The 17,055-nt window shown below is 61.5% G+C and carries 14 protein-coding genes; 6 read left to right on the forward strand and 8 right to left on the reverse strand.

Translation table 11 applies throughout. From position 1 onward, the window contains the following. Positions 1-60 precede the first annotated feature (60 nt). Positions 61-1,782 (reverse strand): gamma-glutamyltransferase, encoded by a 1,722-nt coding sequence (gene ggt, locus ISP17_RS09905; protein WP_404632597.1) that lies wholly within the window; start codon positions 1,780-1,782, stop codon positions 61-63. Positions 1,783-2,166: 384 nt separating this feature from the next. Between ggt and ISP17_RS09910 the strand changes: the two genes are divergently transcribed. From ISP17_RS09910 to ISP17_RS09935, 6 genes are all read left to right on the forward strand, one after another. Continuing rightward, positions 2,167-2,775, forward strand: coding sequence for a hypothetical protein (locus ISP17_RS09910; protein WP_404632599.1), 609 nt, complete (start codon positions 2,167-2,169; stop codon positions 2,773-2,775). 255 nt (positions 2,776-3,030) lie between these two features. Further along, complete coding sequence (locus tag ISP17_RS09915; RefSeq protein ID WP_404632601.1) at positions 3,031-3,654, forward strand: hypothetical protein; 624 nt, start codon at positions 3,031-3,033, stop codon at positions 3,652-3,654. 267 nt (positions 3,655-3,921) lie between these two features. Continuing rightward, entirely contained in the window at positions 3,922-4,824 is a 903-nt protein-coding gene (locus ISP17_RS09920) for a lipase family protein (RefSeq protein WP_404632603.1), read from the forward strand. Between the two features lie 359 nt (positions 4,825-5,183). Next, entirely contained in the window at positions 5,184-5,576 is a 393-nt protein-coding gene (locus ISP17_RS09925; protein WP_404632605.1) for a hypothetical protein, read from the forward strand. A 479-nt stretch (positions 5,577-6,055) separates the two neighbouring features. Next, entirely contained in the window at positions 6,056-7,804 is a 1,749-nt protein-coding gene (locus ISP17_RS09930) for a hypothetical protein (RefSeq protein ID WP_404632607.1), read from the forward strand. Between the two features lie 698 nt (positions 7,805-8,502). Continuing rightward, a complete protein-coding gene (locus ISP17_RS09935; RefSeq protein ID WP_404632609.1) occupies positions 8,503-9,162 on the forward strand; it encodes a hypothetical protein in 660 nt (219 codons plus the stop codon). A gap of 456 nt (positions 9,163-9,618) precedes the next feature. Here ISP17_RS09935 and ISP17_RS09940 read toward each other — a convergent pair whose 3' ends face one another. The 7 genes from ISP17_RS09940 to ISP17_RS09970 all read right to left on the reverse strand — a co-directional run bounded on the left by ISP17_RS09940 (position 9,619) and on the right by ISP17_RS09970 (position 16,928). Next, positions 9,619-10,491: a hypothetical protein gene (locus tag ISP17_RS09940; protein ID WP_404632611.1), complete on the reverse strand. Its 873-nt coding sequence runs from the start codon at positions 10,489-10,491 to the stop codon at positions 9,619-9,621. 86 nt (positions 10,492-10,577) lie between these two features. Then, entirely contained in the window at positions 10,578-11,180 is a 603-nt protein-coding gene (locus tag ISP17_RS09945) for a LemA family protein (RefSeq protein WP_404632613.1), read from the reverse strand. 417 nt (positions 11,181-11,597) lie between these two features. Beyond that, the gene (locus ISP17_RS09950; protein WP_404632615.1) at positions 11,598-11,936 is read right to left on the reverse strand and encodes a hypothetical protein; all 339 of its coding nucleotides are present in this window, start codon (positions 11,934-11,936) and stop codon (positions 11,598-11,600) included. Positions 11,937-12,000: 64 nt separating this feature from the next. Beyond that, positions 12,001-12,972, reverse strand: a complete 972-nt coding sequence (locus tag ISP17_RS09955; RefSeq protein ID WP_404632617.1) for a GTP pyrophosphokinase — start codon at positions 12,970-12,972, stop codon at positions 12,001-12,003. A 170-nt stretch (positions 12,973-13,142) separates the two neighbouring features. Then, positions 13,143-13,895 (reverse strand): TSCPD domain-containing protein, encoded by a 753-nt coding sequence (locus ISP17_RS09960; protein WP_404632619.1) that lies wholly within the window; start codon positions 13,893-13,895, stop codon positions 13,143-13,145. Between the two features lie 207 nt (positions 13,896-14,102). Beyond that, positions 14,103-14,675: a hypothetical protein gene (locus ISP17_RS09965; RefSeq protein WP_404632621.1), complete on the reverse strand. Its 573-nt coding sequence runs from the start codon at positions 14,673-14,675 to the stop codon at positions 14,103-14,105. 105 nt (positions 14,676-14,780) lie between these two features. Further along, a complete protein-coding gene (locus ISP17_RS09970; RefSeq protein WP_404632623.1) occupies positions 14,781-16,928 on the reverse strand; it encodes an adenosylcobalamin-dependent ribonucleoside-diphosphate reductase in 2,148 nt (715 codons plus the stop codon). Between the last annotated feature and the right edge of the window lie 127 nt (positions 16,929-17,055).

Consider the following 17,055-nt stretch of genomic DNA (forward strand, 5'->3'; position numbering starts at 1 on the left):
GCGGTGAGGCAGGGAAGGCCCGCGCCCTGGCGGCTTCACGCGCCGCCGGCCCCCTGTCCATCAATAGCCGGCCGCCAGTCCGGCGGGGCGACGGGGGTCGTTGGCGCCTTCCAGCAGGCCGGTCTTCGGATTGAGCAGGATCGCCTCGACCGCGCCGCCGCTGAACGGCTTGAACTGGTAGCCCATGGCTTCCAGCGCCCACTGCGACTCGGGCGTGAGCAGGCCCTGGCCGGCGTAGACGACATCCGGATACCACTGATGATGCACGCGTGGTGCGTTGACCGCCTGCTGCATGTTCATGCCGAAGTCGACCACGTTGAGCATGCTCTCCAGCGTGGACGAGATGATGGTGGCGCTGCCTGGGCTGCCCGTGAGCATGAACGGCTTGCCGTTGCGCAGCACGATGGTCGGCGTCATCGAGCTCAGGGGTCGCTTGCCCGGTTCGACCTGGTTGATCACGCCCTGCACCAGCCCGGCGCCGTTGGCCACGCCCGGCTTGCCGGTGAAGTCATCCATTTCGTCGTTGAGGAAGAAGCCCGTGTCGCCGGCGATCTGCTTGTTGCCGAACAGGTAGTTGACGGTATAGGTGACGGCGACCGCGTTGCCGTCCTTGTCGACCACGGAGTAGTGCGTGGTGTGGTTGCCTTCGGGCGCGCCGAGGCTGCCCTGGATCTCCGACGACGGCGTGGCCTGGTCCGGCTTGATGGTGGCGCGAAGCTTCGCTGCGTGTGCGTCCGAGAGCAGCGTGTCGATCGGGTTGTGCACGAAGGCCGGATCGCCGAGGTGCGTGTTGCGGTCGGCAAACGCGCGACGCTCGGCCTCCACCAGGTAGTGCACGCTGTTGACCGAGCCATAACCCCACTTGGCGAGCGGGTAAGGCTGGATGATCTGCAGGATCAGGCACAGCGTGGTGCCGCCCGAACTCGGCGGCGGCGCCGACACCACGGTGTAGCCGCGGTACTCGCACTGGATGGGTTTTTCCCACTGCGCGGTGTAGTCGGCAAAGTCGCGCAACGACAGGATGCCGCCGTTGGCGTCGCTGGCCTTTACCACGGCGTGGGCGATCGGCCCCTCGTAGAACGCCTTGGCGCCGCCCTTCGCAATCCGTTCGAGCGTGCGCGCCAGATCCTTCTGCACCAGCCGCTCACCAACCTTGAAGGGCTTGCCATGGTTGAGGAAGATCGCCGCCACGTTGGCGTGCTTCGCAAACTCACTGTTGCTCGTGTCGAGGCTGTCGATGTCTCCCTGCTGGAGCACGTAGCCGTCGCGGGCCAGCTTGATCGCCGGCGCAATGACCTGTTGCAGCGACATCGTGCCGTAAGCCTTCAACGCGGTATCGAAACCCATCACCGTGCCGGGTACGCCCACACCGAGATAGCTCTCGGTACTGCGTCCCTCCACGACATTGCCGTCGGCATCCTGGAACATCGTGGGCGTGGCCTTCGCCGGCGCCTTCTCGCGGAAATCGAGGAACAGGTTGCGACCATCCTTGAGATGGAGGGTCATGAACCCACCGCCGCCGATATTGCCGCAGCACGGGTGCACCACTGCCTCCGCAAAACCCACCGCCACGGCGGCGTCCACGGCATTGCCACCACGCTTGAGGATATCCACGCCCACCATCGTGGCCAGGTGCTGCGCACTGACGACCATGGCGTGTTTGGCGGTTACCGGCCGGGCTTTCTGCAGAGCTGCCCGGGTGCTGACGGGCTCACGGCCGGTCTCGTCGGGATTGACGTTCTGGGCGAAGGCCGGTGCGCTGACCGCGGCCAGCGTCGCCACCCACAGAACGCGGCGCCCCCATCGGCTGCAGCGCGACGCCCCTACGTGTGCGGCTGGCCTGGAATCAAGTGGTGCTGTGCTTGGATGGGACATGTGTGCTCTCGGCATGGATCGGATCCAGCATAGCCGCGCCGCGTGCCTGATGAAAAAGCAGGTTCGTGCGCCTTGACCTGTTCGCGCAGCGCGCGGGCCACGCCGACGTCGACCTGGGCCTCTTCTGCCAGAAAAGCGAGACAGGCTGGATCAGGTTCGCTTCCCTGGAAAACCTGAGTGCGCCGGACCCTGATCTTCGATCTCCTGTACAAGCCTCAGCAAGTTTGCTTGCATTGCGGAGCGTGAAGGATTCAGCTCCCCCCTAGCCACCACACACGGAGGTCCTGGGCCATGAAGGCACGATGGGTATTGAGCACAGCATTACTGGCGCTTTGCGGGTGCACCGCGGTGGACCAACTCGCCGGCATGGGTGTGGTGTCGCAGAGCGTCTCGACGTCCGACCATGCGACCATCATCGAAGTGTCGCCGAACGCCCTCTACGATCCAGGAAACGAGCGGGGAACACCGCTGCAGTTGGGTGCCCGCTGGACAAGTGATTCGCCCCAGTCGGTGGCGCTGGTGCTGTCCTACCAATCGACGGTCTCGAGCGATGCTCCAACCGTGCAGAGTTTCGAGGCCCTGCAGATCAGTATCGACGGCCAGGCGTCGTCGTTCCCCGCCAGCAAGCCCAGCGATATCAGCAGCAGCTTCCATAACCCGGTGTCGCACACGATCTACACCTCAAGCAGGGGTGAGGTACTGATCCCGTACGCACTGCTTCAGCAGATGGTGGCTGCAAAGGATTGCTGGCTGCGGGCCACCGGCGGCGGCTATCAGGACGCGAGGTTCTCCACGGAACATCTCCCAAGTGGAAAAGCCACGGCGATTGTGTCCATCCGGGCGTTCATAGCAAAGGTGGATGCGGCTAGCGCAAGCGAAGCGCCTCAGCGCGCCAGGTAACTGCCGACGCAGGAGCATCAGGACGGAGATGCCAAGACTAGGCATCGCTCCGACACTACGCCGTCTATCCCACCAATCACGCTCTCTGTCAGGGGGCGCGGCAATCTTTCAATCGCCGGACTGATACCACCAAGTGGAACCATGGGTCGCACGCAGATCTAATATTGAATTGCCTGCTTGACGACCAGTTGCGAACCCGATCGAGCACGAAAAAACCAGTACGGCATTTCAAAACCACACATCAAGGAGGAACTCATGGGCAGGACGTCAGAACATGCCGAAGGACTTTTGTCACAACTGTCCCTGCTCCACGCGCCAATGGCCTGCCAATTGGTGGTTCATGAGGGCAGCGGCGCCGTAGCGACGGCTTCCGCGCAATACGGTAGCGGTTGTCGGGTGCACGTCGAAGACATGCTGCTTCATCTTTTGAAAGAAAAGTACGGCAGCCTTTCCGCGATTCCCGAGAATTCAAAGATCGTCCTCTACGGATATTGGAGCCCATGCAAGTTTTGCATGGACCATACGATCCCTTCCCGCCTGAGCGAAATGAAGATCGTAGAGCGCAATCTGCGGGTTCGGTTCCGGTTCAACCAGTACTACACGGCAAGCTCCTGGGAAGCTCAGGGAAAGTCCGTGCGGTCGGAATCGGGAGGGCACTACTTCTGGGAGTCCACCGAGGCTGCCGAAGAGGCCTACACAAAACTGGCAGGTATCTATGGAAGATTCCCCATGAAATCCCGGTCGACTTCGACGTCGGTGGTAACGAGCACAAGCCCGCGTGTGGCGTTCGTCAGAGGGCTCGGCACGGCGCGGACAACGACCTGGTGGCCCGCTAGCGACCGCGGGAAAATATGGAGCGACGGAAAGTTGATCGCGTGAGAGTCAAGGCCAGTGCGGTGTCCATGATCGGAGCAGCATGAAATCGCTGCAAAGCCGATCAGGCAAGCCAAGTCCTCTGGAGAAATCCGCACTGACCACCTCGAGACCTCGAACGAGGAGAGCACGGCTTCGTGTTTCTGCACAACCCGGCGCGATTCGTATCTAGACGCGCTGTCATAGTTGCCATGCCGCGCGGCGCGCCCCAGGTTGAAACCGCGCCGGCATCGTTCGCCGTGAATGCCCCAACGGATCATAAGGAGATGTCCCATGAGCACCGCTTCACCGCAAAGCCTGCCGATGTATTTTCCGCCCGACTTCATCCTCACCGAGGCTGCCATCTGCGCCTCGCAGGTGTTGACGGCGTATGACCAGTACAACCAGTGGCTGGCGCAGAACTCGCCCTCGCAGCAGGATTTCCACTGGACCCCGAACGGGCTCGGCTTCAGCTACAGCGCGCCGCTGTGGGCCACCGTGACGATCACCGTGCTCGGGCATACGTTCGACTATCCCGAGCCGTTCGGCTTTGTCTCGTGGGATGGCACCGGCAATGCGTTCGTGGTGTTCCGCGGCACCATGAGCAAGGCGGACGCGGTGATCGACGCCGAGGTGGATCAAACGCCCTATGCGCTCGCACCGGGCTTCGGCAACGTGCAGGTCGGCTGGAACAACGTCTACACCAGCGCCAGCCCCGCACTGCTCGCCCAGCTGGCATCCATCGGCGCGGTCAGCCGGCTGTTCTTCACCGGCCACAGCATGGGCTCGGCCCTCTCCACGCTGGCCGTGCCGGACGTGGCCACCAACTCGTCGATCCCGCCGGGCAGCAGCCGCAGCTACGTGCACTACAACTTCGCCAGCCCGCGCGTGGGCGATGTCGCGTTCGCCCAGGCCATGAATGGCGGTGCCGTGCCGACCTTCCGCGTGGTGAACACTGAAGACCTGGTGCCCGACGTGCCGCCCCCGCTGCTCGGTTCCACCGTGTACCAGCACATCGGCACGCCCGTGGACTTCACCGCCGAGTACCTCACCACCGACGGCAACCACAGCATGGCCGACTGCTACTGGTACGCGATCAACCACGTCACCCAGCCGCAGGGCCCGGTATCGGCAGCATCCTTCGCGCAGCCCGCGCGCTCCGATGGCAAGGTGGCCAGCTTCTTGCCGGCCAGCTGACAGGCCGCGTGACACGGCTACACGGCAGCATTCGCCCCGGATCGTACCTGCTGCGATCCGGGGCGATTCTCGTGTAGACCCGCCACGCCGCGGAGTGCCTCGCTGACGGGAACACTCGCCGGCCTCCCGCCTGGCCATGACCAAGATCCTGGAACGCCATCCGGGACACCGACAATTCGGCACGGGTTCTGCGCACTACTCCATACGGAAGTCGGAAACGCGCGCGCAGCGCCATGGCGCCTGTCATCCATTCCGCCAGCGATGCACCGCGTGAAGCGAAGCCATCGCATCGTCAACACGATCACCGGCCATCTGGCTTGGTCTGCGATCGCTTCGGCCAACCACAGGGAGGAACGGTAGTGCAGAACGCATACTTCATCATGACGCCGGGTGTGCAGATGGACACCTACGTCAAGTACGGACACCACGGAGCAAAGGGCAACTACTTCAAGTTCGGCGACACGAACGCCTTCACCACGCTCGGCGTGCGCGGGGGCTACACCACGCACAATCCCGACTTCGGCGTGGCGGGGGTCATCACCAACCAGATGGCCGCCCACAACCTCGGCACGCGGATCAAGAACGACATCATTCTCAGCGGTCTGCACCCGATTCCCGGCACGGAGTGGTTCTCGGTCCAGACGGTCGCGGCATGGCAGCTGTTCCGGCTGATCCTCAACCACTACGACGGACGCATCGTCAACGACGGCAACTACGGGGCCTTCCGCAACGCCGTGCTTCATCTGCTCTGACGGAGCACACGCGGGATCGCAGACGTGGCACCGGCCAGAACGCTCGTTCACTCCGACACGAATCGGGTACGGGCGTTGCGTCAGACGCCGAATTGGCGACCCCGATCTCCGTCACGTTCTTACGTTTCTGCAAGGGCATCTTGAAGGTGTGCGGCCGCGCCCTTGCATCGTGGACCATCGCGCTCATCGGCAGCCGCTCTTTCCTATTGCAGCCCTCCATCGCGTTGGGCTAAGAAGCAATTGGCCACAGGGGGCCAGAACGAATGCGTCGAACGCAGGCTTGAACGCCGACTGCGCGCCACCTCTCTTGCACCTAAACCACCTGACCCGCCTGCATGCATGGAGGCGGGAGGGTGTGTGGCCACACCGTCGTCGAGTGCCCGATGCACGGTGCCCGCGTCACGGCACATGCGCGGTTCTTTCAATCGAACCGCAGGGAAGCACGATCACAACGCATAACTCCCAGGAAAGGGGACCTCATGAAAATTCGCTCCACCCGCCGGCACGCCGCAATCACCTCGGTGATCGCCGCCGCCATCACCGCCTGCCTGGTCGCTCCGGTGACCGCAGCCACCCACTCCCAATCGCAGAAGGCGGCATCACACTTCCAGCCGGTGCAGATCAGCCCGACCGTACCCAGCGACATACCCGGCGGCGCCGGCAATGCCTCGCTGAGCCAGGCGGCCATCTTCGCCTGGGAAGAGTTCATTGCGCTTAACTGGCCCGCGGTGACGCAGAACGGCGCGCCCGGCACACGTGACACGCCCGATACCAGCAAGTATTTCGGCGACCCCAGCTACACCGGCCCGCTGGCGTGGCACACCTACCGCAACAAGGTGGAGATCTTCCCCGGCGCCGGCCTGCCGGCGGGCACCACGGCCAACAGCGGCATGAACCCGCCGTACCAGTGCAACTACGACGCGGCGCCGCAGTACAACTACGCAAGCACCGCCACCACCCACGTGGTTCCCAGCGGCCCCAATCCGCCCTGGATCAACGCGGACGAAAACAGCCAGATCGGTCTGGATCACATCTTCGCCGGCGTGGCCAACGGCACCGCGATGCCGCTGAACAACGAGATCCTGTTCCTGGCCAAGGGCAACCGGGTGGACTTCGACTACGTGTGCCCGAAGGGCTGGTGGTCGACCAACACGTCAGGCCCGTACATCAAGGCCACCAAGGCTTACATCCAGCAGCACGGCAAGGATCCAACCCCGGGCTCCAGCACGCTGGTGAGCTTCCCCTACGGCACCATCGAGCTCAAGGCGGCCTGGCGTCGCCTGGGTGCGAGCGAGGACGCCCGCCGCTTCTACACCACCAAGGTGCGTTACTACGCCACGAACACCGCCAACGGCGTCACCCAGATCGTTCCCGTCGACGAGACCCTGGCGCTGGTCGGCCTGCACATCATCCAGAAGACGCCCTCAGCGCCGTACTTCATCTTTGCTACGTTCGAGCAGACCGACAACATCCTCGACGCCAGCGGCCAGCCGGTGGAGGACGCCAACGGCACCCTGCTCAAGCCGGCGGCCAGCGCGTTGACCCCGGCCATCGAGTCGGTCAACGCCACGGCGAAGGCGGGGCAGTCGTTCAAGTACACCGAGGGCGAATTCGGCGACGCCGGCCCGCAACTCAACTACGCCAACGTGCCCAACAGCGGCCTGGTGACCGGCACCATCAAGGTGAACACCCGCAAGCACGCCATCCCGCAGGACATCATCACCGTCAACCAGGAAGCCCACCAGGCGATCGCCACGTACATCGCCGCGCACTTCCCGGCAGGCACCAAGTCGCCGTGGGCCTACTACAAGCTGGTGAACGTACAGGCCAAGCCCATCGACAAGCCGGTGCCCGGCCAGACCTACACCGGCGCCGACGCAGCCACCTACTACCAGGCCAACAGCACCATCGAGACCGACTACGACCTGCAGGTCTTCAGCGGTCAGTTCTACCCCTACGGCAGCTCGCTGCCCGAGGGTGAAGGCGGCACGTTGATCAACACCATCACCGACTTCAACGCGGATGGCAGCCCCTTCAAGAACGTGGCCCATGCGGGCCACACCTTCAACATGGGCGGGTGCATGGGCTGCCACGGCAATGCCCAGCACGGCGGCGCGGACTTCAGCTTCATTCTCGCCGGCGGCCGCGACACCACCCCGGACACCGCCGGCACCGTCGAGCCCGTGCTCCTCAACAAGGTCGTCCGCTACCTGAAGAAAACCAAGTAACACGCGCTTGATTCGCTGATGGAAGGGCCAGGCCCACTCTGCAAGTCGCTGCAGGTGGGCCTGGCCCCGTCGTCTAGTTCTGACTGGCTTGAATCAACGAGGGCGCCTCAGCCCCGCTCACGCCCGTCCAGCTCACCGTGTAGCTGCCGGTCGTGCTGCTTCCGGGCACCGTCAGCGTCGGCGCGCTGGCAGGCGAAATCGTCACCTCTACCGCGCTGCTACCCTTCCATCCGCTGCAGCCGCCCCTAAAGTGAAAAGGGGAAGGGGCCAATTAAGCCAGACAGGGACCTGCCCGGCCAGGCGACGACCGAATTTAATTAGCCACGTCCCCTTTAATTCGCTAATTCGCGAGTTCGCCGGCAGCGAACTCACTGCAAAATATGGTCGGTCTATCCGATCTTATCTACAGCAATGGAGATTTATACACGAAAGGAGTTCTGCCTTTGGCTAGGCTGGCGGAGTTACGGCTACGCCAAGGTCCATCCGAAATCATTAAGATTATCGCCGCACAGCAAAAAGCCATTCTTAGAAATCGGCTGGCAAACCAGTGTGGCTATCTAGGCAACATGGCTTGGATCCTGGCTCAGGCGGCTATTGATTTCCATAGGCCAAGGGGACGGCTTCTGCAAGGGTGTTCCTAACAAATATGCATTAAATATGCGGCCCCAATTTCAACTCTCGACAAGATTGAGTAGATCATGCGGAAGAAAATTTGTTGGTTGGCGCTATTGATGGTGCTTGGATTTTTCATGTTGGGCGGTGCTGCGATGGCCCAGGTCGTGTCGATTGGCGATGTAAATGGCCTCAAGACTTTTCGATGGGGTGGCGTCACCTTTGAGATTCCTAAGGAATTCTTCTTCGGATTTAGGCCTTATACGCACGAAGATAAGGAGGTCTGGATTCAATTCGGGTACATAAATTCGAAGGTCACATTTGTGTCGCCTAACGAAGATGGTTACGACTTCTGGATAGATGTACACGTTCGCCTGATCAATACCGAGGACCCCAAAGCCGCTCTTGCAACAATTCATAGGGCGGGTTTGCCTTTTGAAAAGGTGTCGGCACTTGGCCGGGCTGAATTTGGGGGTATGACATATCTCGGGTCATCAAGTCTTGGGCCATATTTTCGAATGAATGGCCAAGATGTCTACGTTGGGTGCCATCAGGTCATTCATGGCAGGGGCTTATTCCCGAATGTTGGCTCGAATGCATTAAATGACAAGTACTTTTGCAATACTGCGTTCGCCCTTCCTGGCGGTCTTTATGCCTGGATGACCTTAAGCGGCGTTCATCTAAGCGAAGTGGCAAAGGCAATTGTCGAGGCCCAAAGGAAAGTTCACTCGTTCATTAACGAATAAAGATGTTGGTAATGGCAGTTATAACTTCGGTCGAAAAAGGGGACGTGGCCAATTAAGCCACCCGAGACCTTGATGTGCAAAGACGCGACCGAGTTAATTAGCCACGTCCCCTTTAATCGCCCCAAGAGAGAGCGCACTCAGAAACTCATGTCGCCGCCTCCCGGGCTTGGCGGTACGGTCGCTGTCGCCACATCGTCGGAGATTGCCCAGCGGCAGGAGACGGCCACATCACTTCAGGCAGCCATCGATGTGCATTCCTGCAACAGCGTGTGGGCCGTCATGGAGGGCGAGGGCGAGGCGCTTCTGCGGTGTCGACACCCCACCGATCCCGGAACCGGGACGGAGGAAGCTAGATGCCGCCTGGCTCTTCGCTTGACTTCCTCCATCCCGGTTTGGCGGGGGGCAGAGTCGACCATGCGAGAACCTGAACCCTGACTCCCGTTTCACCCGTGCCTGTCAACTTGCAAGCGCCCGAAGGCACCACAGCGAGGCGAGAAGAAAAGCGATAAGCCAGAACAGCGAGGGCCGCAAAGGGTTGGGAAGCTGGCTGGAGTCTGGGTCCGGCGTCGGCGAGATGACGAAAGGCTTTCCATCGGGGGGCCGGGACACCACGCTGCGGCCATTGACGCCACTGTCCAGTTCGCGGGCGAGTTCCGATTCCGCTTCACCCAGGGCGGCCTGGCGCGCCGCTTCCCATTCGTCCGGATCGATCACGCCGTCGTGGTTCCGGTCGAACCGTTCGCGCAGGTTCGCCTGATTGCCCTTCCAGCGGGTCAGCATGCGCAGCGCCCTGTCCTTGATCGCCGTGGGCGTCGGGATGCTGGAGCGGGTCGTGAGCTGCCCGGCGACGTAGAGGGGGGTGCCGGCAACCATCCGCCGCTCGGTATACCGGTAGTTATCCTTGGTCGTGAGGATCGAGGGCGGCCAGATCGGGAGGTCGGTGTCGCCGTGCCAGGTATCACGGGGGCCGACGAGGTCCCGCTCTCCGGTGACATCGATCAAGACCTGGCCAGTGCCGTCATCGAGCAGCACCGGCGACGTGCTGGAGGCCTGCCTGACGAGCCGCCACTCGGGTGGGGAGTCGTCCAGTTTCCAGCCCTTGCGCTTCTCGACGGTGAAGCTCCACCAGGTGCACGGCTTGCCGGTGAGCGGAGCCTGCAGCGGCTTGCCGTCCACGTATTGCTGCACACCGAAAAGCCGGACGTAGCCCTGGGCCGCCGAACGGCACTTGGACATCGGCACGCCCGCTTCCACACCGCGGGTCCGTTTCAGCCAGGCCAGCTGCTGTTTGACGCTGGCCCACAGGCCAAGCGCGAGCAGGAGCAGCAAGGGCGACAACAACGAGTGAGAGTGCACGATTCAGCGTCTCCGCCGGGCAACGGGCAACAGGGCGCGGGACATCCCGGCGGCCCCAATCAGCCGAACAGTGCCTTCAGGTCCACGTCGCGGGTTTCCTCGCTCGAAAAATGCAGGAGCTCGGCGCCGCGGATGTCGAAAGCACTGGCAAGGAGGCGATCGGGAAACTGCTCGCGCCGCACATTCAGGGCGTTGACCGAGTCGTTGTAGAACTCGCGACGGTCCGCGATCGCGTTTTCCAGGCCGCTGATGCGCGTCTGCAGGAACCGGAATGACTGGTCCGCCTTGAGCTCCGGGTAGTTCTCCGCCACGGCGTAGAGCTGGCCCAGGCCACTGCGGAGTCCCTCTTCCGCCTTGCCGAGCACCTCGGGGCTGCCATGGGCCATGGCCTGGGAGACATTCGCGCGCGCCGCGATCACGCGCTCCAGCGCGGGCTGCTCGTAGCCCATGTACTGCTTGCAGGTTTCCACCAGCTTGGGAAGCTCGTCATGCCGTTGCTTGAGCAGCACGTCGATGTTGGCCCACGCCTTGGCGACGTTGTTCTTCAACTGCACGAGGCTGTTGTAGATGGCCACCATATACGCAGCCACAGCGATCACCGACGCGATCAGCACCCACCCTTTGATTTCCATATCGATCCCCGTTCCTGTTGCAGGGAGCATACACAATGTCGACGTCCAGGCGACCCGTCATAGCCAGGTCGACGGATCGGGGGAGAGACCGGAGCAGATGAGGTTGGAGCGAATCAGCGCCAGGCGCACTTTTTATTCTCGGGAAGTGAACCTGACCCCGGGATTCGGCTTCATCCCCGGGCGAAAGCTCATACGCCCTAGCGTTGAACGCGAAGGACTGCTCCCATTCGTGCCGGCACTTGTGGATCAATCCGATGTTGTAGAACGCGCTGGCATAGCCCGGATCGAGCCCCACACACTTCGCGTAGAGCGCCAGTGCCGCATCCTCGTCTCCCGCCCGGGAGCAAGCCTGAGCCTGTCGGTGCAGCCGATCTGCGCGGTAACGGTTGAAAAGAGCAACGACCACGCCTTCTCCCTGGGCTAGGACATGAATCGGAATCAACTTTGCTAAAAAGTGCGCTCCGACCTTGAGCTTTCCGAATTAAGTGAACCTGACCCCGTTATTTTTTGCTTCTGCGTGTTGGCGAGGTAGGCGGCACGCGTCCAGGTCACGCCACCGTTGTCGTGATAGAACTCGAGGTCCTTCGCCAAATATCCCGCGTGTTTTTGCAGTTCCCCGGGCGCTTCGCAATGATTGAAGCTTTCGAATAATCCCGCATCCAGACCGGACACCGTCTCGGTCAGCGCATCCGCTGAAGCGGCCCCCTTGTCCATGGGTTGAGCAGTCTCTGCGCTCGCCGCCATGGTGACGAGCGCGATGCCGGAGAAGAGTGCGATCTTCTTCACGTCAGTTTCCTTGGCAGTCCAGCGAAAGTGCACTCTGAACCTTGTTTTACTTTAACTCGCGCAGTCAATCGCCCTCGCCAACGAAGAAATCCGCATCCTCATCCTCATTATAGAGATCAATCTTGTGCTTTTCCCAAACCTCAGAAAGATCTTTTCCATAATGCTCTTCATATGTTATTGCCGACTTAAAATCTAAGCCACTCCAGTGACCTTTCCATGACTTTTTGAAATATCTCTCAATATCGGTCAAAATTAAACCATCGCGAATAAGTCCAGGCACCTCTAACCCGGGTGTAGACTCCCTAGCACGACGACAAACATCATCGCTAAAGAGTTGACTTAAAGACTTTAGATCGTAAGCCCCGAAATCTCTTATTTCCTGAATAAGTTGAGGCCAGGCATCATCGTACGCCGAGTTGACGCCCTTTCCAAATTTAAGAACTAGCAATTCATAGACGCTGGAAGAATTAATCTCAATATCTAAGTCACCACTCACAGCCCGTCTAGAAACATCTGCTTGATACCGATCAATATCATTACTCAATTGATCAAACTGAGAATCAGCCAGCTCCAATAAGCCAGCAAGGAGTGCAAATCTCCTTTTTAAATGAGAAGGAAGCTCGCCCTTAAGCTTGTAGCCACGATCATGCTCGATTTCTGCCCAAGCGTGCTGCAACGCTGTGCGAACTTGGATTTCAAACAACAATCCCTTGAATCGACCATGCTCTGGCAGTGACTCCCGACGCCCACCCAATCCGCATACAAAGTGCACAGAGCGATAACCGAACTTATCATCCCCTAGAGCAATAGACTTGTCGCCACTATTTTCATCATTCACATCGAATGCATCACGGAGGACGGATTCAACACGTTGAATGTCAGATTCAACAAGAGTAATTATCCGCAATCCAGCCAGATCGGTGATCTCTCGCTTCGGATCTTTGTAGCGTTTCCTCTGTATCTTTTCCTTGAAGCTCCCGAGCTCTTTGCAGCGCCCCTGCACGCTCACATAAGGAATACCTTCTGCATCAAGCAAGGATGAAATTATACTTCGCAAAGACTCAACCAGTGCTTGGTAAACGACTCGCTCTGACTCATACCATGAGCAGAAAGCTCTGACTTTTGATAGAGACATTACCTCTCCTCTTAACGCCAAAAGGCAGCGCGAAGGCTGCCTTTTAGGGAAATCCCACTCCGGTCGTTACGTCAACCGCACTTCGAATACCCACAATTCAAACAAGTCTGGCACCCGTCCATCAGCACCAGCGCCTGGGTATTGCACTTGGCGCACAGCGTCGCCCCCGGCGGGAAGCCACCGGCACTCGCCTCGCCCGATGCCTCCGCGGCCGGCGCAGCCTCGGCCTTCTTGCCACTGGCCGCCTGCTCGTAGGCGGCGCGCTTCTCGGCAATCAACTTGCGCGTCGACTCATCCATCTCCGGGTCGTGGATCAGCCCGATGTTCTTCATGTGCTGCTCGATCACCGCGCCGATCTCGGCGACGATGCTGGGCATGTAGACGCCGCCGGACTTGAAGTAGCCGCCGCGCGGGTCGAACACGGCCTTCATTTCCTCGGCCAGGAAGGTGACGTCTCCGCCCTTGCGGAACACGGCCGAGATGATGCGGGTGAGCGCCACGATCCACTGGAAGTGGTCCATGTTCTTCGAGTTGATGAAGATCTCGAAGGGGCGGCGCAGCTCGTGCGGGGTGCCCTGGTTGAGCACGATGTCGTTGATGGTGACGTACAGGGCGTGCTCGAACAGCGGCGACTTGATCTTGAAGGTGGAGCCGACGAGGGTCTCGGGGCGCTCCACGCTCTCGTGCATCTGGATGACTTCGGCCTGCTTGGGCTCGGGCTTGGCGGCCTTGGGCGCAGCGGCGGGGGCGGCGGCCGGCGCGGCCTTGTCTTCGGGCTTGACGACGGCGTAGCCCTTGATTTTCTTTTCGATCTTGATCGCCATGGTGTGTGCTTCTTCTTTGGATGGTTGGCGGATAAGTCGGCGCGCGGCGCTGGTGGATGCTTTACGCCCTGCCCTTCAAGACGCTGGATTCCGGCGTTCGCCGGAATGACGACTTGGGGGTAGCGGGATGGGATGGACGAAGCCCATCAAGCGATCCCTGGAGAAAAGACAGCCGGCCCGGCGAGCCGGGCCGGCTGCGTTCACGACTTACTTCTTGCGGGCGGCCTTCTTGGCGGCGGGCTTTTTCGCCTTCGCCACCTTCACGCTCGCCTTCTTGCTGGCAGTGGACCTCTTGGCTGCCTTGGGGGCGGCCTTTTTCACGGCGGCCTTCTTGGCCGTCTTCTTGGGAGCGGCTTTCTTCACCGCTTTCTTGCTGCTGACTTTCTTTACGGCCTTCTTGGCGGCGGCCTTTTTCGGCGCGGCCTTCTTGGCGACTTTCTTGGTGGCTGCCTTCTTCACCGCTTTCTTGGCGACCTTCTTGGCAGCTGCCTTCTTCGGCGCGGCCTTCTTGGCGGCGGCCTTCTTCACCGCTTTCTTGGCGGTTTTCTTGGCAGCGGCTTTCTTCGGGGCGGCCTTCTTGGCTGCAGCCTTCTTGGGAGCGGCCTTCTTGGCCGCCGCCTTCTTCGGTGCTGCCTTCTTGGCAGCGGCCTTCTTGGCGGGCTTTTTCTTGGCCGGGGCCTGCTTCGGCACGGCGGTCACAACCGGCGCAGCCGGCTGGGACGCGGGTGCCGCATCAGCGGCCGGTGCAACGTCGTTTTTCACTTCGGTATCGATGGACATGCTGGGGTTCCCCTCCGACTGTTATTGGTGCTTGCCGTGCGCCCGCCGCGGTCAGCCACGGCGGGCAAGACTAGAACTCTCTGTTGCCGGCTCTCTGTCGAGAACTCAGAACTTGCCGTAATAGCCTTCCTTCAGGGCATCGAAGAGGTTGGCGGCGGTATGCATTTCACCGTCGTACTCCACCTGCTCGTTACCCTTCAGTTCGACAACGCTACCGTCTTCCAATTCGAAGCGGTAGAGGGTGTTCTCAAGGTCGGTTTCCTTCACCAGCACGCCCTGGAATGCGGCGGGGTTGAAGCGGAACGTGGTGCAGCCCTTGAGGCCCTGTTTGTACGCGTAGAAGTAGATGTCCTTGAAGTCTTCGTAGGGGTAGTCGGTGGGCACGTTGGCGGTCTTGGAAATGGACGAGTCGATCCATTTCTGCGAGGCGGCCTGGATGTCCACGTGCTCCTTCGGGCTGATGTCGTCGGCGGCCACGAAGTAGTCGGGCAGCTTGGCGTCGGCCTCGGTGCTGTAGGGCATGGCCTTGCCGTTGATCAGCTCGCGGTAGGCGAGCAGCTCGTAGCTGTACACCTCCACCTTTTCCTTGGACTTCTTGCCCTCACGAATCACGTTGCGCGAGTAGTGGTGGGCAAAGCTGGGCTCGATGCCGTTAGAGGCATTGTTGGCCAGCGACAGCGAGATCGTGCCGGTGGGCGCGATCGAGGAGTGATGGGTGAAGCGCGCGCCGGTTTCGGCCAGCTCGTTCACCAGGTTGGGCGCCACGGTGGCGATGCGCTGCATGTAGCGGCTGTACCTGGCGTGCAGCACGCGGCCGGGGATGGTGTCGCCGACCTTGTAGCCGTCCTTCGCCATTTCCGGACGCTTGCGCAGCATCTCGCCGGTGACGGTGAAGTCCTGCGCGAGGATCGGCGCCGGGCCCTTTTCCTTGGCCAGCTCCAGCGCCATTTCCCAGCCGGCCACGGCCATCTCGCGCGAGACGTCTTCGGTGAAGCTGACGGCGTCGGCGGTGCCGTAGCGCATCTTGAGCATGGTGAGCGTGGAGCCCAGGCCCAGGAAGCCCATGCCGTGGCGGCGCTTGGAGGTGATCTCCTTGCGCTGCTGTTCCAGCGGCAGGCCGTTGATCTCCACCACGTTGTCGAGCATGCGGGTGAACACCTTCACCACTTCGCGGTACTCGTCCCAGTCGAAGCGGGCCTTGGGGCCGAAGGGATCGCGCACGAAGGTGGTGAGGTTGATCGAGCCGAGCAGGCACGAGCCGTACGGCGGCAGCGGCTGCTCGCCGCAGGGGTTGGTGGCGCGGATGTGCTCGCACCACCAGTTGTTGTTCATCTCGTTGACCTTGTCGATCAGGATGAACCCGGGCTCCGCGTAGTCGTACGTGGAGACCATGATCATGTCCCACAGGTGACGGGCGCGGATGGTGCCGTAGATCTTGCAGGCGGCCAGGCCGTCTTCGCGGGCGATGTAGTTGTCGTGGGTGGGCCACTCGCGCCACACCACCTTGCTCGCGTCGTTGAGGTCGAGCTCGCCCTGCTCCTTGACGTGGATCGGGAAGACCATCGGCCAGTCGGTGTCGTGCTCCACCGCCTGCATGAAGCCGTCGGTGATCAGCAGGCTGAGGTTGAACTGGCGCAGGCGGCCATCCTCGCGCTTGGCGCGGATGAACTCCTTGGCGTCCGGATGGGAGATGTCGAACGTGCCCATCTGCGCGCCGCGGCGGCCGCCGGCGGAGGACACGGTGAAGCACATCTTGTCGTAGATATCCATGAACGACAGCGGGCCGGACGTGTAGGCACCGGCGCCGGACACGTACGCACCGCGCGGACGCAGCGTGGAGAACTCGTAGCCGATGCCGCAGCCGGCCTTCAGCGTGAGGCCGGCCTCGTGCACCTTCTCCAGGATGTCGTCCATCGAGTCGCGGATGGTGCCGGACACGGTGCAGTTGATGGTGGAGGTGGCTGGCTTGTGCTCCAGCGCGCCGGCGTTGGAGGTGATGCGGCCGGCGGGAATCGCGCCGCGGCGCAGCGCCCACAGGAAGCGATCGTTCCAGTGCTCGCGCAGCTCGGGGGTGGCTTCCACGTCGGACAGCGCGCGCGCCACGCGGCGGTAGGTGCCGTCCACGCTGTCGTCGACCGGTTCGCCGGCCTTGTTCTTCAAGCGGTATTTCTTGTCCCAGATGTCGTAGGACGCCGGCTGCAGAGGAATCTCCACGGCGTCACGACCCACTGCTGGCGCGCGAGCGGTACTCATCGGTTTGCTGACCTCCGGGTGCCGCCTCACGACGACACGTAGTTGTATTCGACCAGACCGTTCGCAACGACTCGCCGGCTCCGTGCCCAGGCTCTGTGGCCCGTGGCCGACCACCTTGCGGGATCGC

The sequence above is a fragment of the Dyella ginsengisoli genome (assembly GCF_044904665.1).
GTDB classification, from domain to species: Bacteria; Pseudomonadota; Gammaproteobacteria; order Xanthomonadales; family Rhodanobacteraceae; genus Dyella_A; species Dyella_A ginsengisoli.